This window comes from Halomonas sp. NPDC076908, assembly GCF_050269715.1.
In the GTDB taxonomy this organism is placed as follows: domain Bacteria; phylum Pseudomonadota; class Gammaproteobacteria; order Pseudomonadales; family Halomonadaceae; genus Vreelandella.
Map to the genome: position 1 here is coordinate 21,862 of NZ_JBNNIW010000020.1, position 20,207 is coordinate 42,068.

The following is a 20,207-nucleotide window of genomic DNA, read 5'->3' on the forward strand; positions in this document are numbered from 1 at the left end:
CTTAACCCCCTGCTTCAACGCTAGTGGGATGGCTGCGCATGGCATGCTCCCCACTGGCATGGTTATTAATATGATGGCCAGTCGCGGCCTGATGCTGCGAGCTATGAACACTTTCGCCATCGTGGGAATCAGCATGGTCACTGCCCATCTGATGGTCGCTTCCCGCCTGATGGCCGCCTCCTCCATGGTGCTCACCACCAGTGTGAAAGCTGGTCAAAATGCTTTCATAAAGCGCAGGGGAAATAGCTGAAAAGTGCTCCACGGGGTGGTATTCGCTGGGCTCAGCGAGCGTTTCATAGCGCTCTGGGTAGGTCAGTGTCTCGGAGGCACTGCGAACGCCTTCGACCCAAGCATCAAAATCGTCAGGCGTAGTGGCTTTTGCTTCAAAGGTCATGCCCGAAAAACCGGCACCGCTGTAGTTAGTGGAACGGCCGGGATAGCTGCCAACTTCATCAGCAATCAGATGGACATCGTTATCCATGCCCGCCATGGCGTAAATCTGGCTGCCCAGGTGAGGAATAAAGAAAGCGTTCATTACCGAGCCAGAGCTGACCCGAAAGCGCACCGGGGTATCTACTGGGAAGGCCACTTCATTAACGCTGGCGATACCCTGTTCGGGGTAGATGAACAGCCACTTCCAATCCAGCGCCACCGCCTGTATCTCTATTGGTGCAACATCGCTTTCAAGCGGTTTATGAGGATCAAGGCTATGGGAGGTTTTCCAGGTTAACAGGGCTAAAACAGCGATAATCGCGCAGGGGACGACCCAAATCACCGCTTCAATCGCGTTAGAGTGCGCCCAGTCAGGCAGATATTTAGCTAACGCATTGCTACGCCGATAGCGCCAGCCGAACAGCAGCGTCATCGCGATAACAGGAATAACTACGATCAGCATCAGACCAAAAGAGGTCAGTATTAGCGAACGCTGTTCAACCCCAATCTGCCCTTTGGGATCTAAAAGTGCCGAACTACAGCCTGCCAGAAACAGGCACAGCGCAAGGAGCACTAAGGTGCCTCGCCTGCGCCCGAGTGAGTGTCGTTGCATGGTGTGATCTCATGAGAGGGTCAAAAGGCACTAGCCAACTAAATAGCAAGGTAAATAGCAAGCTAAGTAGCAGACTAACTATAACACCATACTTTTCCCAAAATGTTGCGTTTAAAGGCACTACTCCGGGAAAAATATGCGTCGTCGAGCGGTGAGTGACGACGAGCCCGCATGCTCAAGCACTAAAGCCAGAACAGCTAAGACTAAAGTATTTTCTATTGATCCAGATCATGAAAGAAGTGGCGCATTGACGCACCTTATAAAATGCTAGGCGACGGTAACGGCGGGTGTTTCACTCCCTTGGCCTGTTAACAGTTGCGGAGCACCCTCTTCGTCAGTGACAACCACATCGAAATCGTCTAATGCCGCGAAATAGGCAGGACGAACCACACCAAATTTGCTGGCATCCACCACTAATAGACGCTGCATAGCAGTGGCGATGGCGGCTTGTTTGGGGGCCACTTCGTGAAAGTGGAAACAGCTCACCCCACGCTCAAGGTCTACTCCCGCGGCAGAAATTAGCGCTTTATTGATGCCTAAGCGCTCAATAGAGGCGGCAATATTATCGCTGCCAAATGACTGCGAGGCGGCATAAAACAGTCCGCCCAATAATACTAGGCGTACGTTTGGAAGCACGGCGACGGCATTGGCAACATTGAGCGCATAGGTGACTACCGTTAGCTCGCGGAAATGACTTAGCTGGCTCAACAGGGGAATTAGCGTCGAGCCGCAGTCAATAAACAGCGTATCGCCCTCTTCAATAAACGCTAGCGCACGCTGACAGAGACGGTACTTTGCTTGGTAGTGGCTTGCTTGCTGCTCAGTTAAATCGTAAATCGGCGTTACACCTGGATAATTCGCCATGACTAAACGTCCGCCCAGCAGGCTAATAGCTGAGGGATGGGTGGTCAGATCACGGCGAATGGTCATTTCTGAGACATCACACATCTCTGCGGCATCGCGCAGATGAAGAGTCCCGCCGCTGGCAAGCGCTTCCTGAAGTTTGGCAAGGCGCAGAGCGCTACGGCCATTCATGGTGGGCATCTCCTAGCAAACCCCCTCTTGTTGTGGTTTTCAATACTGTGGTTTTCAATACTGTGGTCTTCAATTCTATGCTGAGCGAGCGACGACAGAATTGCCACCGCTGTAATGACTTTTAATGCACATCCAGTCAACGACGAGAGCCTTATCACATTTAAATAGCGTTGATGTGACAACGCTTGCAAATCAACGTTAGAAAAATAACACTAAATGTTATAATTTTAACATTAACGCCAGCCCGCACGATTAACCCCCCGGATAGCTAGTGCCAAATAGCTACCCTCAAATGGCACCGCGACAACCTTTGTTGAGGCTCACATGACTGCTCGTACACTCTCGCGTACCCCACTTCGTACGCTGACTCGCACTTCGTCTTTAGTCACGCTTGGCGCTGGCGTTTTGATGGCAGGTGCGGCTACCACGGCCAATGCGGATACCTTTCAGCCCATCTGGTCCTTCGGTAACGTTTCCTTAAACTATTTAGATTGGTCAAGCGGCACTGAGTCGCGCACATCGACTAACGCCGCTAAAAGCGACTTTATGTTTGTCGAAATTGAAGGCGGTGCAGGCTTTAGCTGGGGGGAGTTCTACGGCTTCTTTGATTTTGAGAACCCCACTAACAGCCAGTTTGATGAGTCCAGCGGCGGTAAAGACAACTTTCGCACCGCAGGTAAAGTGACTTCACACATTTACCTGGGCGACAGCCCACTATCGCTTTATGCCCACGTTTACGATTTCCGCGACTACGGTTTTAACGGCCGCGAACAAGACCAGATTCTTGGCCTTGGCTACCGTACCACCTTCGATAACGGCCTATGGTTTAAACCGTTTATTGGCGCAGCGCGGGTACAAAGCGATGGCTACACTGGGATGAACGGCTATATGGCGGGCTGGGTTGCGGGCTATGATTTCTCGGCAATTAACCAGAACTTCAGCGTCACCAATTGGCACGAGCAAACCTTTGGTCGTGATGACGAGTACTTGGAACAGAACTTCGTTGGCGATACCGCAGGCAGTGTAGGGACCAATGGCGCACTCAGCTTTTGGTGGCACCCCAGCGATCTAATCACCACCGGCATTCAGTATCGTTATTCTGACAACAAGCTGGGCACCCCCAATGATTATCAGAATGCGATGATCTATTCCGTCAAGCTCAACCTACTATAAAACGAGTTTAACCCTTGCGGACTCGAAGGATCTCCCTATGACACTCCTTATGAGCTTGGTGGGTATGGTCACACTGGTGGCCATTGCCCTGATTTTCTCCTATGACCGTAAGTCGATTCGGCTACGTACGGTACTAGGTGCTTTTGCTATTCAAGCGGGTATTGGCGCCTTTGTGCTCTATGTGCCGTTTGGCCAAGCGGTGCTGCAAGCCATTTCATCAGGCGTAAGCCAAATATTGGTGTATGCCAACGACGGGATCGGCTTTCTGTTCGGCGGCTTAGCCGATGTAGAAAACGTTGGCTTTGTATTTGCGATCAAGGTACTGCCCGTCATTATCTTCTTCTCATCACTGATCGCCGTGCTTTACTACATCGGCATTATGCAGTGGGTGATTCGCATTCTGGGTGGCGCGTTGCAGAAAGCCCTGGGCACCTCGCGTACCGAATCGCTTTCAGCGACAGCGAATATTTTCGTCGGCCAAACCGAAGCGCCGTTGGTGGTGCGTCCGTTTATCGCCCGCATGACGCCCTCGCAGCTGTTTGCCGTTATGTGTGGTGGTTTGGCATCGGTCGCCGGTTCAGTATTGGCGGGCTATGCCGCCCTGGGTATTCCCATGGAGTACTTGGTGGCAGCGTCATTTATGGCGGCACCTGGCGGGTTGCTGTTCGCCAAACTGATCATGCCTGAAACCCAAGACGTTACCGACAGCGACAGCGTTTCCAAGGTGGAAGAAGAGATTGAAGCCCAAGAAGACAAGCCTGCCAACGTACTGGATGCCGCCGCTTCGGGTGCTACCTCAGGCCTAATGTTGGCCGCCAATGTGGGCGCCATGCTGCTGGCCTTCATCGCCCTGATTGCCTTGGTCAATGGTATTTTAGGCGGCGTTGGCGGATGGTTTGGTTTTGGTGCGTTAAGCCTTGAGATGATTCTAGGTTGGCTGTTTGCCCCGCTAGCCTTCTTATTAGGTGTACCCTGGGAAGAAGCTACCCTGGCAGGTTCATTTATTGGTCAAAAGTTAGTGGTCAATGAATTTGTCGCCTATATCAACCTTGCGCCCTACATTGAAGGGGAACAAGTTGTCGCGGCTACGGGTCAGTTAATGACACCGCATACCATGGCGATTCTCTCTTTTGCGCTGTGTGGCTTTGCCAACCTCTCCTCTATCGCGATTCTGCTCGGTGGCTTAGGAAGCATCGCGCCGACTCGCCGTAAAGAGATTGCTCGTTTTGGTGTCAAAGCCGTATTGGCCGGTACGCTATCTAACTTAATGTCAGCCTCTATCGCTGGCTTCTTTATCGCCCTAAGTAACGCCACTGGATAACGCAGCCGGAATTACTGGGGTGGCGGGCGCTGCGGTTTCATCTGCAGTGCCCGTTTTATCTTTTACTGATTTGCGAGAACACCATGACCGCTTCTGCTTCTACCGATATCACCTACGCGGCCCGTCAGGCGCTAGCGTTGATGGATCTAACAAGCCTGAATGACAGTGACACTGATGCCACTATCGAAGCTCTCTGTCAGCAGGTGAAAACGCCCTTTGGCACCCCTGCCGCGGTCTGCGTCTACCCACAGTTTATTGTCACCGCACAACGTTCGCTCACTGCCCACACACTGAATGACCAGGTGAAGATTGCCACGGTCACCAATTTCCCCAACGGCGGCGACATTATGGGCGCCGCCCGTGAAACCCGCGATGCCGTTGCCTCCGGTGCCCATGAGGTCGATGTGGTATTCCCCTACCGCGCACTGATGGCAGGCGATGAAGAGACCGGTCTTGAGCTGGTTGAAATGTGCAAAGCCGCCTGCGCTGGCCAAGCACTACTTAAAGTGATTATTGAGTCGGGTGAGCTTAAAGAGCCTGCACTAATCAAACGCGCCAGCGAAATCGCTATCGAGGGCGGCGCCGATTTCATCAAAACATCGACGGGCAAGGTAGCCATTAACGCTACCCTTGAAGCCGCCGAGATTATGCTCAAGGCAATTAAAGCCAGCGGCAAGGATGTTGGATTCAAAGCAGCAGGGGGCGTTAAAACCGCCGAGGACGCAGCGGAATATTTGGCCCTTGCCAATGACATTATGGGCCCGGGCTGGGTAACCCCCGCGCACTTCCGCTTTGGTGCCTCTAGCCTGCTGGGGAATCTGCTGGATACGTTAGCCGGCAACACCAACGCTGCCACTACTGACGGAGGTTATTAATGTCTGCCAACGCCACTAAACACACCCTGCTCCCTCAGGAATTGATTCGCCTTAAGCGTGATAATCAGCCACTGCCCGCGGAAGAGATCAAGGCGTTTGTGCAAGGCATTGCCGATGATCGCATCAGCGACGCTCAGATTGGCGCCTTCACCATGGCGGTGTTTCTCAATGGCATGAGCCGTGAAGAAGTGGTCGCGCTCACCACCGCCACCCGCGACTCCGGCCATGTGATGCAGTGGAGCGATCTCAACCTGCCGGGCCCTATTGTCGATAAGCACTCGACTGGCGGCGTGGGTGACTTGGTTTCGCTGGTACTCGGCCCCTGGGTGGCTGCCTGCGGCGCTTTTGTACCGATGATCTCCGGACGCGGCCTGGGCCATACCGGTGGCACGCTGGACAAGCTCGAATCGATCCCCGGTTACGACCCCTATCCCGCGCCAGCACGCTTCCGCGAGGTGGTGAAATCCACCGGTGTGGCGATTATCGGCCAGACCGGCGACCTTGCCCCCGCCGATAAGCGCATCTACGGCGTGCGTGACGTGACCGCCACCGTGGAATCGATTCCGCTGATCACGGCCTCGATTCTGGGTAAAAAGCTGGCCTCTGGCCTGGACGCCCTGGTAATGGACGTCAAAGTGGGCAGCGGCGCGTTCATGCCCACCCCGGAAAAATCCCGCGAGCTGGCGAAAAGTATCGCCAACGTAGCCACTCAAGCGGGCACGCCCACCACCGCCCTGCTTACCGACATGAGCCAGCCTCTGGCCCCGTGTGCCGGTAACGCGGTAGAAATCGTCGAAACCCTGGCGCTGCTGCGCGGCGAGCGAGCCAACAGCCGCGTGATGCAGGTCACCCGCGAACTGGCCGTTGAGATGCTGATTGCGGGCAAACTGGTGGCCAACCGCGAAGAAGCCCTCGCCAAGCTGGACAACGCGCTCACCTCCGGCGCAGCAGCCGAAGTGTTTGCCCGTATGGTGCGCGAACTGGGCGGCCCCGCCGACTTCATGGAGCGCTCGGACAGCTACCTGGCCACCGCCCCGATCGTTCAAGCGGTCTACCCCGAGCAGAGCGGTATCGTGCAGCGTTTCGATACCCGCGCCGTGGGCATGAGCGTGGTAGAGCTGGGCGGCGGCCGCCTGCGTAACGATGCCAGCGTCGATCACAGCGTGGGCTTTAGCGACATCGTCGAAATCGGCGACCGCGTCGACAGCCAGCGCCCGCTGGCCATCGTCCACGCCCGCACAGAAGAGGCCGCGGCCCGTGCCGCTGCTCAGCTCCGTGCGGCGGTCACCATTGGCGATGCCGACGCCACCGCCGACACCCTGTTGCAAGAGACCTTCCGAGGAGAAGCCTGATGCGCCGCGCCATCGTCCTGGTACTCGACTCTTTCGGGATCGGTAGCGCCCCCGATGCCGCCACCTTTGGCGACCAGGGGTCAGATACTCTGGGCCACATCGCCGCCGCTTGTGCCCGTGGCGAAGCCGACACCGCCGAGCGTTCCGGCCCACTGTCGCTGCCCAACATGGCCGCGCTAGGCCTGTTCCACGCCCACCGCGACGCCACTGGCAGCGTGGCGGAAGGCGTCAGTTTGCCCGACCAACTGACGGGCGCTTACGCCCACGCCAAAGAGATCTCCAGCGGCAAGGACACCCCTTCCGGCCACTGGGAAATTGCCGGTGTGCCGGTACGTTTCGACTGGGGCTACTTCCTCGATAAAACCGACAGTTTCCCACTCGAACTGCTGGACGCCATCATTCGTGACGCCGAGCTGACCGGCGTGATCGGCAACTGCCACGCCTCAGGCACCGAGATCATCGCTCGCCTGGGCGAAGAGCATATCGCCACCGGCAAGCCGATCGTGTACACCTCGGCCGACTCCGTGTTCCAGATTGCCGCCCACGAAGAGCACTTCGGCCTGGAGCGCCTCTATGCGCTGTGCGAAACCGTCCGCGAGCTGCTGGAGCCCTACAACATTGGCCGCGTCATCGCCCGGCCGTTCATTGGCGAAGACCGCGCAAGCTTTGCGCGCACCGGCAACCGCCGCGACTACAGCGTCGAGCCGCCCAGCCCCACCGTGCTGCAAAAGCTCGCCGATGCCGGGGGCGAAGTGGTGTCGATTGGCAAGATCGCCGACATCTACGCCCACTGCGGCATTACCCACAAGGTCAAGGCCAGCGGCCACGATGCCCTGATGGATGCCACCTTGGCGGAAGTCGCGCGCACCGCCAACGAGACCAGCGACCGCCCGACCATGATCATGACCAACTTCGTGGATTTCGATTCGGTCTACGGCCATCGCAGGGACGTACCGGGCTACGCCGCCGCGCTGGAGCACTTCGACGCCCGCCTGCCGGAGCTGCTGGCAGCCCTCGATGACGACGACCTGCTGCTGCTCACCGCCGACCACGGCTGCGACCCCAGTTGGGAAGGCACCGAGCATACCCGCGAATACGTGCCGATCATGGTACGCGGCGCAGGCTTCGCCCCCGGCCCGCTGGGCGAGCGCGGCACCTTTGCCGACATTGGCCAAACCCTTGCGGCGTTCTTCGCCGTAGACGCCATGGCCGACGGCGAGAGCTTTTTACCTGACGCGGCCTAGGCGCCGATAACGCATCACTGGCACGTCAACGTGCACGGCCTGAACCCCGCACGGCGGGGTTCAGGCTCCCTTTTTCAGAGAGGAGAGTTTCATGGCTACCCCGCATATCAACGCCGAAATGGGCGATTTCGCTGATACCGTCCTGATGCCTGGCGACCCGCTGCGCGCCAAGTACATCGCCGACACCTACCTGGAGAACGTGCGCCAGGTCAACGACGTGCGCAGCATGTTCGGCTACACCGGCACCTACAAAGGCCGCGAGATTTCCGTGATGGGCCACGGCATGGGCATCCCCTCCGTGTCGATCTATGCCAAAGAGCTGATTACCGATTACGGCGTGAAGTCGATCATCCGCGTGGGCTCCTGCGGCGCGGTACGTGACGATGTCAACGTGCGCGACGTGGTGATTGGGCTGGGTGCCAGCACCGACTCCAAGGTGAACCGCATGCGCTTCAATGACCACGACCTGGCCGCCATTGCCGACTTCGAGCTGGCCAGCCACGCCGTGGCGGCCGCCAAAGCGCAGAACGTCGCCGTGAAAGTCGGCAACATTTTCTCGGCGGACCTGTTCTACAACCCGCAGACCGACATGGCCGAGCTGATGAAGCGTTACGGCATCGTCGGCGTCGAGATGGAAGCCGCAGGCCTGTATGGCGTGGCCGCCGAGTTCGGTGCCCGTGCACTGACCATCTGCACCGTCTCCGACCACATTCTGAAAGGTGACTCGCTCTCCAGTGCCGACCGCCAAACCACCTTCAACGACATGATGGTGATTGCCCTCGACACCGTTCTGCGCGATGACGCCGCCAAGGCGTAATGCCCGGCGTCTTGAGCCCATAGACATCCTGAACACAGAGAGAGAATAGCGCCATGAGCCACGCGGATCAGGCATTGGTCGACACGCTGCTGAGCACCCTGGGCAACGCCTACGCGCCCTACTCCAACCACCCCGTGGCGGCGGTGATGGAGTGCCCCGACGGCCAGCAGTTTGCCGGTAGCAACGTGGAAGTCGCCCACTACAAAGGGCTGTGTGCCGAAGCCTCGGCGATTTCTGCCATGATTACCGCTGGCCAGCGCGAGCTGGCCAAGGTCTACGTGATGGGCCCCGGCGAGCACCTCTGCACGCCCTGCGGCGACTGCCGCCAGCGCATCCGCGAATTCGCCACCCCCAGCACGCAGATCATGGTGCTCTCCAAACAGGGCGAGGTGTTGAAAACCTACACCATGGACAGCCTGCTGCCCGACGCTTTTGGGCCGGAGCAGCTGCCGGGGCGGTGATGCGCAAGCACTTGTAAATAAACGGGCAAATAGTTGCCCGTTTATTTGGTACTAATATATTTTGATATTAAAATTAGAGCACAGATTAGGCTATCGGAGCTTCGCTTCTCATAACAATAACCTACTTATCAACAAACTAATCTTTTTTAACATCCTCCCTACTAAAGCTGGTTTTTATAGACAGCTCCATCTTTCATAATTAATAAGAGCTGAGAATCTGGATCCGTAAGCACAGTAATATCTTCGAGAGGGTTATCTTTGAGTACTATGACATCTCCCCTCGCGCCTGGAATGATTTCTCCGAAATCACCGGTGTGGCCATAAGCATCAGCAGCATGGCTAGTTGCTGCACGAATCAACTCATCTGTTGGAACCACGTCTTTGCGCAAATTAAATTCATTAAGCTGATGGCGCTGCATCCGGCCAAGCAGATCAGAGCCATATAGCATCTTCACACCATAGCGCTGCGCCATTTCCAAAGCTTTTCCGCCAGCATCGAGGACATCATAAACTTTCCGCTGAAGATGCTCTGCCATGCCAGCTTCTACTCCCTCTTTCGCCAAGGCATCATAAGTGCAAAGAGTAGGCGTAAGATAAGCATCGTACTCAAGGAATAGACGACAGCTCTCCTCGTCCATTAAGTTGCCATGCTCAATGGTCTTAACACCTCGCGGGATAAGCCGGTTGATAGCGCGCGCCGTATAAGCATGGGCCATGGTGTGAATATTGGCGGCGGTGGCTTCTTCCACGATGGCATCAATTTCCTCAAGCGAAAACTGAGTGCTGTCGATACGGTCGGTAGGTGAAGAGACGCCACCAGACGCCATAATTTTGATCTGGGTGGCCCCTTTTCTAATCTCGTCCCGGGCGGCCCGGCGTACTTCACTTACACCATCGCAAACACGACCTAAACCAGCACAGCAGAAGCAGCCTTCAAAGGTTTGCTGACCTGGGCCACGCATATCGGCGTGGCCGCCGGTCTGGGAGAGTGCATTCCCTGCGTACATAATACGCGGACCGACCAGAGCGCCTTCATCGACAGCCTTGGCTAGCCCGTAATCTGCACCGCCAGCGTCACGCACTGTAGTGAATCCGCGCATCAACATGGCTTCAAGCAGCTCGCTTGATTTAGCACCGACATAGAAAGGTGAAAGCGTCTCAAGAAGAGCAAAATTGGGCGTGATAGCGGTGACGTGGACATGCGAATCAACCAGACCAGGCATCAGGAAGTGGCCCTGAATATCGATGACGTGATCATCACTGCCCTCTAGCGGCGAATCGCTCACATCGACGATCCGGCCATCCTGGATGCGCACCTGCTGGTTGGAGAGTACCCTTCCGTTGCGAGTATCAATGACGTTGGCATTAATAAAACGTGTTGTTGTCATGAGTGTTCCTTGTGGATTTTCCATGTGAGATTGGCGTTAAAACATTTTTTGAGGGAGGTAGAGCGAAAGTGCCGGGATAAGCACAATCAACAGCAGGGCAACAATATCCATGACGATGAACCAGGCGACGCCCTTAAAGACTTCAGACAGAGTGACGCTATTGCCCAGGGCACCTTTAATGACATAAACATTGAGCCCGATAGGCGGGGTAACCAGCCCCACTTCAAGCAGCTTGACGACAATGATGCCGAACCAGATCAAGTTGAGGTCTGCGCCTTCTACTAAGGGCAGAATTAACGGCAGAGTGAGTAGTAGTAAGCCAATGGAGTCGATAAACATACCCAACACAAGATAGATCACTGCCACAGCGAGAATGATCCACCAGGTCTCAGTACTGACGCCGAGAATTATTTCGGAGAAAGCAGCGGGTACGCCACTCATAGCTAAGAAACGGGTAAAAAACAGCGAACCGATAAGAATAATAAAGATGCTTGCCGTGCTTACCGCCGTGCGAATCAGCGCTTCCCGAATGGCTGAAAAAGTTAGTGTGCGACGTGCCAAGGCAATCAGAGCGGCAATTGAGGTACCCACTGCTCCCGCTTCAGTAGGTGAAAAAACACCCAGAAAAATCCCTCCAAGGACTGAGCCAATCAGTAGCGGCAAAGGCCAGATATTTTTAAAGGCATCCCACTTCTCGTCCCAGCCAGAGCGTACATCGGTGTTGCCCGCCAGACTGGGATTCAGCTTGGTGCGCACCATAATCATGGCGATGTAAAGCAGTGCAGATAGCACACCGGGAATGAATCCCGCCATAAACAGCTGGCCCACCGACACCTGGGCGTAAACACCATAGAGCACCAGTAGAACGCTAGGGGGAATCAGCGAGCCAAGTGTTCCTGATGCGGCAACGGTACCGGTTGCTAAACCCTTGTCGTAGTTATGCTTGAGCATTTCGGGCACGGCAATACGCGACATGGCCGCCGAAGTTGCGACGCTAGAGCCGGATGCTGCGGCAAAGAAGGCAGAGGCCATGACACTAGAAACAGCCAAGCCGCCTGGCAAGCGTGCCAGATAAAGCCGCATGGCATGAAACAGGCCTTGGGTCATATTAGTGCTGGTACACAAATAGCCCATGAACAGAAACATAGGCGCAGCGGTCAGTTCCCAGGTGCCTGCGAAGTCAAACGGAGTGGCCGAAATCATGCCCCAGGCCACGCGCATGCTGGTCATTTCACCAATGCCGATGATCGACACCAAGCCTAGTGCAACGCCGATTGGCACGCGCAGGGCGATAAGGGCCAAGGCGATGGCAATGCCTGCCACGCCTATCTCGATATTACTCATTAGGAAACTCCTACAGGGCTTGGCGTTGTTGCAGCGCCTTAATCATGTTGGCTAGGATGGCCAGGCACATAGCCGCGAAGCCAACCGGTAACGCCCAGCGGCTGGGCCATAAATAGAAGGTAAAATTAGCCATGGCCGTTTCCATTCGAACCGTAGCGCGTACGGCATCTAGATAGCTCTGGTAGCAGAGCATGCCGAAATAGAGGAGCCCAAGGGTGCTGGCAAATAGGTAAAGCGTTAGTTGGGCAATAGGCGGAAGCCTTCCCACCAGCACATCCACGCTGATGTGTTCCCGCTGAAGCTCCACATAGGCGAGGGGCAGAAAGACGACGGCGACCATGTAGTAAAAAGAGACAAACTCCAGGGTGCCGGTAAATGACTTTCCGAATAAGTAGCGCAGGACTACATCAAGTGAGACATGCAGCGCCATAAGCACCAGGAACAGTGCCGCCAGCACCATGGCACTTTTGGCGATCCACTGGCTCAGTGATTCGACGTGTCTGGCCATCATGCGGGCTCACTCCTCTTCGCATCTGAGGCAGAAAAACCCAGCTCCAAAAGCGTCTCTTTCCAGAACAGCAGCATATCGCGGTAGAGTTCAGGGTCATCACGCCAAATGCTTTGCGCCCCCATACCCCGCATCATGCACAAGGTGGCATTCAGGGCGACGCGATTCTGATGTGGCGTGTGGTTGGCGCTGGCAACCAGTTGCTCCCAAATCTGCTCCAAAGAGTCATTGAAATTGGCTGCCAGCGGCACTAACACTTTCATTATGTCGGGGTCGGTACGCGCGTTAGTGAGGTATTCGAGGGTCACCATATAAAGATCACCCTTGAAGTGCTCATGCAATGCTTTCAGTAAGTTGTCAAAGTTAAGCTCGCCTGCTTTAACCTTCACGGCCATCTCTCTTACGCTTTCGACTTCGCGACTCAGCAAGTCCTCAAGCGCCGCCTGCATCAATAACGTCTTGGAAGGATAATGGTGAACTAAAGCACCACGGGAAACGCCCGCTAGACGTGCGACATCCACCGTTGAAGTGGCACGAATACCCTTCTCGAGAATGCACTCGATAGTCGCTTGCGTCACCCGAGCTTGAGTTTGGCGTGAGCGTTCTTCTTGATTCTGTCGCTTCGTCATAGCGAACCCTTATTTGGCCTAGGCCGCCTCAATATGACGGCCTAAGTGTTGCAGCGTTAATAGATTCCGTAGTCGACAGGAAGCTTATTGTAAATTTCTTGGATGGCCAGTTCGGCCAGTGCCTCTTCGTCTTCGCGATCAACTTCGCTGATTAAGGCAACCCACTTGTCGTAGGTAGCGATGAAATCATCAATCAACGCTTCTGGGTCTTCAACGCCATACTCATCGCGGGCCTTATCGTAGACGTTTGCCAAGGCTTCTCTGCGGAAATCTTCCACGGAAGCCATCAGATCCTCTTCGGGCTCGTAGATGTTGTTCCCGTGAGAAGCGGCTTCTTCCAGTGCGGCTTCAGAAGTACCCAGGTACTGGACGATCATGCGGGTCATTGCTTTGGCAGTCGCTTCCTTGAAGACATCGCGCTCTTCATCGCTGAGGCTAGCCCAAAAGCCCGAGTTGAAACCCCACTGAGGGCCAGACCAATACATACCGGTCGGCAACAGCGTCGTGTGCTCGGCAACCTCCCACAATGAGCGGTCAATCAAGTCATTAGCTGCATTAGAGGCGCAGTCCAGCGAGCCACGATCGAGGCCACTGTACATCTCACTGGAAGGCACATTGACGGGCGTTCCACCGGCTTGCTCGACCCAGGCAGAAACAGTAGAGCCTGCGGTACGAATACGCTTACCGCGCAGCTCTTCTAAATTGCGGACTGGCTCGCGGCAGAACAGCACATAGGAAGGCGTGTTATAGGCACCCAGGTAGACAATATCCAGCTCTTCCCACTCAGCTAGCTGGGTGGGATTGTTAAGGCTGAAGTCTGTCACTGCCAGTATGCCAATCAGCGGGTCATCATAGTTAAACCCTAACTCCTGAACGGCATTCGCGACTGGCATTTCAGAAGGCGTATAGATAGCTGCATGATGAGCAACCTGAACCACGTTATCTTGGATACCCTGCAGGTTAGCCCGGGGTGCCAACAGTACGGTGCCAGTATAAACCTCGGGCTGCAGTTCGCCGTTCGAGAGTTCCTTGACCATTTCTGCCCACTCGATGTAACCGTAATGGGAGTGTGGATGTTGCTGGTCGTAGAATGAATTGGCAATAAAGGAAGTTGCTGCATGAGCCGAAGAAGCAACAACAGGCAAGACCAGCGCTCCAACGGCGAGTGTCAGCGTATTACGAGTGAAGTTCATATAGTTCCCCAGGCCGATTTAAACGGCTGTTTTTTTCTGTTGTACCGCTTTGTATTGTTGACACGTCACCGGATGTGGCGCGTACACATAATTCAATCTAGACTTCAAATAATAAAAAAACAAGCAGGCCTGTTTGTTTTTGACATAGCTATTTTTGCGGAGAACGATTAAGCAATGAAACTAAAGGAAAATTCCTCTCGACTTGATACAGCAGGCACCTTGAGAGGGATTCGTATGATGCTGCCTTTAGCAGTTTTTACGGTCGCTTTTGGATTAGCGTTTGGAGTTGCCGCAGTGCACCAAGGGCTAGCGGATTGGGAAGCGATGTTAATGAGTCTATTTGTATTCGCAGCGCCATCGCAATTTGCCGCTCTGGAGATGTGGCATCCGCCTTTACCACTACTTGCTTTGGCGGCGGTCACACTCGCGATCCATACTCGGCATATGCTAATGAGCGCAGCGCTCTATCCTTGGCTCCGGTCATTACCTAGGAGCCAACAATTCGCAATGGTGATTCTGCTGACCGACTCAAACTGGGCGATGGCACTGAAAGAGTATCAGCGTGGTGAGCGAAACCTGGGCATTCTTCTAGGTGGAGGGATAGCGCTATGGGGGGCCTGGGTCTTGGGGACAGCAATAGGGCTAGCCTTTGGTGGAGGAATTGCCCAGCCTGAACGCTTTGGTCTTGATGTAATTATGCTGTGCTTTCTGCTTATGATTGTTGTCGGTGGCAACCCCAAAGTAGCAATGGCTCTACCCTGGCTGGCTGCAGCGGCAAGTGCATTAATGGCGTACTGGTGGTTGCCGCCTTACCTGCATGTGATGGTGGGCGCTATCATCGGTGGCATGGTGGCGGTCTTGTTACCAGGACGCTGGTTCAGGAAGAGTACCGTATGAATTTTTCGCCCGTATGGGAGTCTTTGATAGCCATCATATTAATGGTAGTCATCGCTTATGGCTCCAGAGTACTTGGGCTACTCATAATGGCGCGCGTGCCTCTAGGCCCACGGGTTCGGAGATTCATTGATGCAATGTCTAGTTCAGTGCTGATTGCCGTTATTACGCCGATCATAGTGCATGGCGACGGTGGCGTGCGTATTGCAGCTATTGCCGCAGGAACAGTGGCAATCATACTAAAAAGTCCACTGGTTTCGATTGCACTAGGTATGTTCTGCGCTGCTGGGTGGCGTTGGTTTTTTCCAGTATAAAACATATTATTAATACCGCTATTATTAAACCTTAAAGAGTTATACGGTTAATTAAAAAAACATTTTAAAATCTCAACTTATAAGTCTATGACTCAATCAAAACAATATTATTTTTTAGCGTGCTGTAACCATTCCACAGATCAGGCACAGCCATCAACATTCATGTCAGACCTGACAAAGGTAGTCACTAACCACTCTCGCGCAGCACCAGCGCCACCGGCAGCGACACGTGCCGGGGCGCTTTTCCCGCCAGCGCTTCGCTCAATAGCTCGACACTCATCGCCGCAATGGCTGCAATATCCTGACGCACCGTCGTTAATCCGGTGGCTAGGGTAGGCAAGTCGTCAAAGCCGGTAACGGCCACTTCTTCGGGCACACGAATATCGCGATCTTCCAGCGCGGCGACACAGCCGAGCGCCAGCTCGTCGGTAGCGCAGACCAGCGCATCGAACGGTAGTTGCTCAGCGCCTTCATGATTAAGAAAGCGATTGAGATGGCGATAGCTGGTCAGGGAGTCGGAGGTAAACCGATGGGGCAGGCTCAACAGCTGCTCGCTCAGCCCCGCCTCGGCCATCGCTTGCTGGTAACCGGAAAGGCGGCTGTGGGGGCGCGGCACGTCCAACTCTCCGCCCACGAAGGCAATCCGCGTTCGCCCTTGTTGAATCAGATGCTGAGTGATCTGGTATAGCCCCGAGACATCGTCCGGGGCCACCGAAAAGCTCTCCCCCGCATTGCCAATGCGCACGAACGGTATGCCTGCCGCACGCAGTACGCTTGGGCGCTCGTCTTCCCCGGTTTCCCCTAACAAAATCGCCGCGCCCGCCCGTTCGGGCAGCTCATGGGTTTGGTCGTGGTGGAAAAAGATCGGCACCATGCCCTGCTGGTGCAGCGCGACGGTCAGGTGTTGATAGAGCAGAATATAGTAAGGGCGCAGCTCGATATCCTGCCGCCCAAGGGAGATTCCTACGACAGCGGCTTTGCCGCTGATGAGCTGCCGCGCCGCCGCGCTGGGCTGGTAGGCCACTTCGCGGCTGATGGTGAGAATCTTGTCGCGCAGCGCGTCGCTGATCCCCGGCTTGCCGTTCAGCGCCCGGCTTACCGAGGCAATCGAGACCTCGGCGCGCCGGGCAATTTCACGAATGGTGGCGGTTTGTGCGCTCGGTTTGTTCTGTTTCATGCCATGCCTCAGCCAGTCGGGCCCTGATTGTACAAAAAGCGGGGCCGAAAAGCGCTGAATGCACGGACGCTAACGCCGCTCGCGCTACCAGCCACGTCGTCCCAGTCGCGCCAGCTCGCTATCCAACTGCTGCACCGCCTGCTCCGGCGTGATACTGCCGGACAGCGCATCGTGCACGCGGTTGAAGATCGCGTTGGAGACTCGCGGGTAGGCATCGCCGGTGACGCTGGCCGGACGCGGTACGCCGTTCATCACCGTTTCATACAGCTCACCGATAAACGGCTGAGCGGCCAGCACGCCTTCATCTTCATAGAGCGCTGGGCGCGTGGGGTTGCGGCCAAACTCGATGGCGTGGGCTTTTTGCTGCGCTTCGGCAGTGAGATAAGCCACCAGATCAGCGGCCGCCTGCGGCTCATCCGAGTAACGGGACACCGCCCAGTTCCAACCGCCCAGCGTTGCCACCGACTGCCCTTCTGGCCCGCTGGGCAGCGGCGCTACGCTAAACTTGTTCTGGATCGGCGTGCCGTCCGCTTGCCCCAGCGACCACACGTAGGGCCAGTTGCGCATAAACACCGCGTTGCCCGCCTGGAAAACGCCGCGCGCTTCCTCTTCCATATAGTTACGCACGCCCTCTGGGCTGATATCGCCTATCCAGGAAGCCGCCAGCGCCAGGGCTTCCACCGCTTGAGGGTTATTCACCGTCACCTGCCCCTCGGCATCCACGAAAGTACCGCCGCCGTAGCTCGCCACCCACTCCAGCGCGTTAGTGGTCAGCCCTTCGTAAGCGCGCCCTTGAAAGACGAAACCATGCATGCGCTCGTTGCCCGCTTCCCGTTCGGCGTTTTGAATGCGTCGGGCGGTGTCGGTGAGCGCTTGCCACGTCTGCGGCACGTCAGCGCCGTACTGCTCCAGCAGGTCGTGGCGGTAGTAGAGCAGCCCGGCATCGGTAAACCAGGGCAGCGCGACCAGCTTGCCCTGCACGGTGTTGTTCTCCATCAGCGAGGGAATAAATCCTTCTGCTGCGCCTTCCGGCAGGTAATCATGCAAATCCACCAGATGCTCGGCCAGCAGCCCCGGCCAGACGATATCCACCATCAGCACGTCGACATCCTGTGATTGGCTGCCCAGCAGCTGTTGATACAGCGAAAGCTTTTCCGTAGGCGAGGCTGGCGTGGTGACGATATTGACCTGATGGCCGTTGGCTTCTGCCCAGCGCTGGGCAAGCGCCGGGCAGAAATCCGCCGCCCCGCCATCGCCACAGGCCACGGTGATCTCGGCGGCCAGAGCAGGCAGTGCCACAGGCAGTAACGTCATCAGCAGCAACGGTGTTTTCAATGTTGAGCGCATCGTGGAATCCTTATCTTGTTATTGGGTGTCTTGCGGTCAGAGATGCTCGATGAAATCTGCTGATCAACTGGCAATTGCCAGGCTGCGGTCCTCCAGGCTGGAAACGAAACAGGCGTCCAGCACGGTTTGAATGGCCGCACCGCGGGCAAAGTCGGGCTGGTCGTTCTCGCCCGTGCGAATGCTCTCGATAAAGCGCTGGTAAATGCTGGGCGTGGGCGGCGCTTTAACCGTGCTCCAGCGGGCGGGATGCACGTCATCGTTCAGGCATACCTGTACGTCGTCTTTAGAGGCATCCAGATCCACACGAATCGCGCCTTTATCGCCGTGAACGCTCAGCGTTAGCGAGTTGTGGTGGCCGGTGGCCCAGCGGGTCGCCTGAATCGTTCCCATGGCGCCGTTGGCAAAGCGCACGCGCATCAGCGCCGTGTCGTTGGCATCCAGCACGTAGTCGCCAATGCGGTTATCCGGCGCTTTGTCGAAGCAGGTCAGCTCGCAGTTCACCCGGGTGATATCGCCCACCGGGAAGCTGGCGAAATCGACGATATGCACGCCCACATCGCCTAGCACCCCTTTGCTGCCGTGGGCTTCCGAGAGCCGCCAGAGCCACTGGCTATCCTCATCCCAGCGCCCCCAGGCGTTGCTTACCAGCCAGCTCTGGCGATAGCTGGCATCCACGTGGCGAACGGTGCCGATGGCGCCGCCGGTAATCAGCGCTCGGGCGTGCTGAATGGCGGGGGCGTCACGGTAGCTCAGATTGACCATGTTGATGACCTTGGCGGCCTGGGCGGCAGCGACCATCTCGTGGGCATCCTCGGCATTGGTGGCCAGGGGCTTTTCACACAGGATGTGTTTACCCGCCGCAATGGCCGCCAGCGACGTGGCCTTGTGCACGCCATCCGGAGTGACATTGCTCACCGCGTGAATATCGTCGCGGGCCAGCATGTCGTCCAGCGACTGGTACACATCGGCAATGCCATGGCGCTCGGCGAAGGCCTGCGCCTTGGTGAAATCACGGTCGCATACGGCAACTACTTCGACGCCTTCGAGTCGGCCATAGTGCTTGGCGTGCTCCCCCGCCATGCTGCCCGCGCCAATAATTGCAATACGGATCATTTGAAGCCCTCCTCACCGGGTTTGTGCAGGCTTTCGCCCTTGATCTCGACCGGGTTGGGCGCCTGGTCGGCGGGGACGTTGGGGCAGCTGTCGATCCACCGGGAGCCTTCCGGCTGTGCCCAGACCACGGCGTTCTTGAGCACCCGCTTTACCTGCTCGTCGTAGTAGATCGGGTAGGTTTCGTGGCCGGGACGGAAGTAGAAAATCTTGCCGTTACCGCGCTTGTAGGTCAGGCCGGAGCGGAACACTTCGCCGCCTTCGAAGGCACTGATGAAAATCACCTCGTCCGGGTTGGGCACCGCAAAGGGTTCGCCGTACATTTCGGTATGGGGCAGTTCGATGTAATCTCCGAGCCCTTGCACGATGGGGTGGCCAGGATTCACCACCCAGAGCCGCTCACGCTCGCCGGCTTCCCGCCATTTCAGTGAACAGGTAGTGCCCATCAAGCGTTTGAAGATTTTCGAGTAGTGGCCGGAGTGCAGCACGATCAAGCCCATGCCCTGCAGCACGCGCGTTTGCACGCGGTCGACGGTCTCTTCCAGCACGTCGCCGTGGGCGGCGTGGCCCCACCACAGCAGCACGTCGGTATTCTCCAGCGTCTCTTCGCTGAGCCCTTGTTCTGGGTCTTGCAGCGTGACGGCGGTAGCGGACAGCGCCTCTGACTCATTCAAACCGTCGGCGATGCACTGGTGCATCCCGGTAGGATAAATGCGCGCTACCACCTCGTTGGTTTGCTCGTGGACGTTCTCGCCCCACACGGTGACGTTAAGGGTCATCTGTTCTCCTTATACAGCTCTGGCAGTTGAATCAAAAGGGCATTAATTAGAGCCTCGATCGTTAAAGTAAACGTTTACGGCCAATGCGTAAACGTTTACTCAGATGCAACTTTAGTCATATCCATGCGTATACCCTAGTGATGAACACTATTGGCATCGCGGCGAGGTTATCCGTATTCTGAGACGTAACCACGCGCTTTA

Annotated in this window: 20 protein-coding genes; 9 read left to right on the forward strand and 11 right to left on the reverse strand. The window is 56.2% G+C overall.

Features of this window, described 5'->3' with window-relative positions:
* Position 1: 1 nt before the first annotated feature.
* Together cyoA and ACQKE4_RS12650 are read right to left on the reverse strand one after the other, a co-directional pair.
* Positions 2 to 1,045, reverse strand: coding sequence for a ubiquinol oxidase subunit II (cyoA, locus tag ACQKE4_RS12645; protein WP_427388735.1), 1,044 nt, complete (start codon positions 1,043 to 1,045; stop codon positions 2 to 4).
* Positions 1,046 to 1,312: 267 nt separating this feature from the next.
* The gene (locus tag ACQKE4_RS12650; RefSeq protein ID WP_427388736.1) at positions 1,313 to 2,080 is read right to left on the reverse strand and encodes a DeoR/GlpR family DNA-binding transcription regulator; all 768 of its coding nucleotides are present in this window, start codon (positions 2,078 to 2,080) and stop codon (positions 1,313 to 1,315) included.
* Between the two features lie 324 nt (positions 2,081 to 2,404).
* Here ACQKE4_RS12650 and ACQKE4_RS12655 point away from each other — a divergent pair, with 324 nt between their 5' ends.
* The 7 genes from ACQKE4_RS12655 (at position 2,405) to cdd (ending at position 9,323) form a co-directional block, all read left to right on the forward strand.
* A complete protein-coding gene (locus tag ACQKE4_RS12655) occupies positions 2,405 to 3,253 on the forward strand; it encodes an outer membrane protein OmpK (protein WP_427388738.1) in 849 nt (282 codons plus the stop codon).
* A 37-nt stretch (positions 3,254 to 3,290) separates the two neighbouring features.
* Positions 3,291 to 4,574, forward strand: coding sequence for a NupC/NupG family nucleoside CNT transporter (locus tag ACQKE4_RS12660; RefSeq protein ID WP_427388739.1), 1,284 nt, complete (start codon positions 3,291 to 3,293; stop codon positions 4,572 to 4,574).
* 83 nt (positions 4,575 to 4,657) lie between these two features.
* Positions 4,658 to 5,449, forward strand: coding sequence for a deoxyribose-phosphate aldolase (gene deoC, locus ACQKE4_RS12665; protein WP_427388740.1), 792 nt, complete (start codon positions 4,658 to 4,660; stop codon positions 5,447 to 5,449).
* The gene (gene deoA / locus ACQKE4_RS12670) at positions 5,449 to 6,801 is read left to right on the forward strand and encodes a thymidine phosphorylase (protein ID WP_427388741.1); all 1,353 of its coding nucleotides are present in this window, start codon (positions 5,449 to 5,451) and stop codon (positions 6,799 to 6,801) included. Before deoC ends, deoA begins: the two co-directional genes overlap by 1 nt.
* The gene (locus ACQKE4_RS12675) at positions 6,801 to 8,045 is read left to right on the forward strand and encodes a phosphopentomutase (RefSeq protein WP_081137720.1); all 1,245 of its coding nucleotides are present in this window, start codon (positions 6,801 to 6,803) and stop codon (positions 8,043 to 8,045) included. The genes deoA and ACQKE4_RS12675 overlap by 1 nt, the downstream gene beginning before the upstream one ends.
* Before the next feature lie 91 nt (positions 8,046 to 8,136).
* Complete coding sequence (gene deoD / locus ACQKE4_RS12680) at positions 8,137 to 8,862, forward strand: purine-nucleoside phosphorylase (protein ID WP_016914679.1); 726 nt, start codon at positions 8,137 to 8,139, stop codon at positions 8,860 to 8,862.
* 53 nt (positions 8,863 to 8,915) lie between these two features.
* Positions 8,916 to 9,323 (forward strand): cytidine deaminase, encoded by a 408-nt coding sequence (gene cdd, locus ACQKE4_RS12685; protein WP_427388743.1) that lies wholly within the window; start codon positions 8,916 to 8,918, stop codon positions 9,321 to 9,323.
* Between the two features lie 161 nt (positions 9,324 to 9,484).
* Here the strand turns inward: cdd and ACQKE4_RS12690 are convergent, their stop codons facing one another.
* Genes ACQKE4_RS12690 through ACQKE4_RS12710 form a run of 5 tightly spaced genes read right to left on the reverse strand, consistent with a single transcriptional unit; the run spans position 9,485 to position 14,385 of the window.
* Entirely contained in the window at positions 9,485 to 10,711 is a 1,227-nt protein-coding gene (locus ACQKE4_RS12690) for an amidohydrolase family protein (protein ID WP_427388744.1), read from the reverse strand.
* Between the two features lie 36 nt (positions 10,712 to 10,747).
* On the reverse strand, positions 10,748 to 12,055 hold the full coding sequence (locus ACQKE4_RS12695; protein ID WP_427388746.1) for a TRAP transporter large permease: 1,308 nt from the start codon (positions 12,053 to 12,055) through the stop codon (positions 10,748 to 10,750).
* 10 nt (positions 12,056 to 12,065) lie between these two features.
* The gene (locus tag ACQKE4_RS12700) at positions 12,066 to 12,566 is read right to left on the reverse strand and encodes a TRAP transporter small permease subunit (protein WP_427388747.1); all 501 of its coding nucleotides are present in this window, start codon (positions 12,564 to 12,566) and stop codon (positions 12,066 to 12,068) included.
* Positions 12,563 to 13,192 carry a TetR/AcrR family transcriptional regulator gene (locus ACQKE4_RS12705; protein ID WP_427388749.1) on the reverse strand — a complete coding sequence of 210 codons (630 nt, stop codon included), beginning with the start codon at positions 13,190 to 13,192 and terminating at the stop codon, positions 12,563 to 12,565. Before ACQKE4_RS12705 ends, ACQKE4_RS12700 begins: the two co-directional genes overlap by 4 nt.
* 56 nt (positions 13,193 to 13,248) lie before the next feature.
* The gene (locus ACQKE4_RS12710; protein ID WP_427388751.1) at positions 13,249 to 14,385 is read right to left on the reverse strand and encodes a C4-dicarboxylate TRAP transporter substrate-binding protein; all 1,137 of its coding nucleotides are present in this window, start codon (positions 14,383 to 14,385) and stop codon (positions 13,249 to 13,251) included.
* Between the two features lie 234 nt (positions 14,386 to 14,619).
* Between ACQKE4_RS12710 and ACQKE4_RS12715 the strand changes: the two genes are divergently transcribed.
* Both ACQKE4_RS12715 and ACQKE4_RS12720 read left to right on the forward strand, forming a co-directional pair.
* Positions 14,620 to 15,282 carry an AzlC family ABC transporter permease gene (locus ACQKE4_RS12715; protein WP_427388752.1) on the forward strand — a complete coding sequence of 221 codons (663 nt, stop codon included), beginning with the start codon at positions 14,620 to 14,622 and terminating at the stop codon, positions 15,280 to 15,282.
* Positions 15,279 to 15,593: an AzlD family protein gene (locus ACQKE4_RS12720; RefSeq protein ID WP_427388754.1), complete on the forward strand. Its 315-nt coding sequence runs from the start codon at positions 15,279 to 15,281 to the stop codon at positions 15,591 to 15,593. Before ACQKE4_RS12715 ends, ACQKE4_RS12720 begins: the two co-directional genes overlap by 4 nt.
* A gap of 187 nt (positions 15,594 to 15,780) precedes the next feature.
* Here ACQKE4_RS12720 and ACQKE4_RS12725 read toward each other — a convergent pair whose 3' ends face one another.
* From ACQKE4_RS12725 to ACQKE4_RS12740, 4 genes are all read right to left on the reverse strand, one after another.
* On the reverse strand, positions 15,781 to 16,770 hold the full coding sequence (locus tag ACQKE4_RS12725; RefSeq protein WP_427388756.1) for a LacI family DNA-binding transcriptional regulator: 990 nt from the start codon (positions 16,768 to 16,770) through the stop codon (positions 15,781 to 15,783).
* Between the two features lie 84 nt (positions 16,771 to 16,854).
* Entirely contained in the window at positions 16,855 to 18,117 is a 1,263-nt protein-coding gene (locus ACQKE4_RS12730; protein ID WP_427388757.1) for an ABC transporter substrate-binding protein, read from the reverse strand.
* Between the two features lie 63 nt (positions 18,118 to 18,180).
* On the reverse strand, positions 18,181 to 19,230 hold the full coding sequence (locus ACQKE4_RS12735) for a Gfo/Idh/MocA family protein (RefSeq protein WP_427388758.1): 1,050 nt from the start codon (positions 19,228 to 19,230) through the stop codon (positions 18,181 to 18,183).
* On the reverse strand, positions 19,227 to 20,006 hold the full coding sequence (locus ACQKE4_RS12740; protein ID WP_427388759.1) for a ThuA domain-containing protein: 780 nt from the start codon (positions 20,004 to 20,006) through the stop codon (positions 19,227 to 19,229). The genes ACQKE4_RS12735 and ACQKE4_RS12740 overlap by 4 nt, the downstream gene beginning before the upstream one ends.
* Positions 20,007 to 20,207 lie beyond the last annotated feature (201 nt).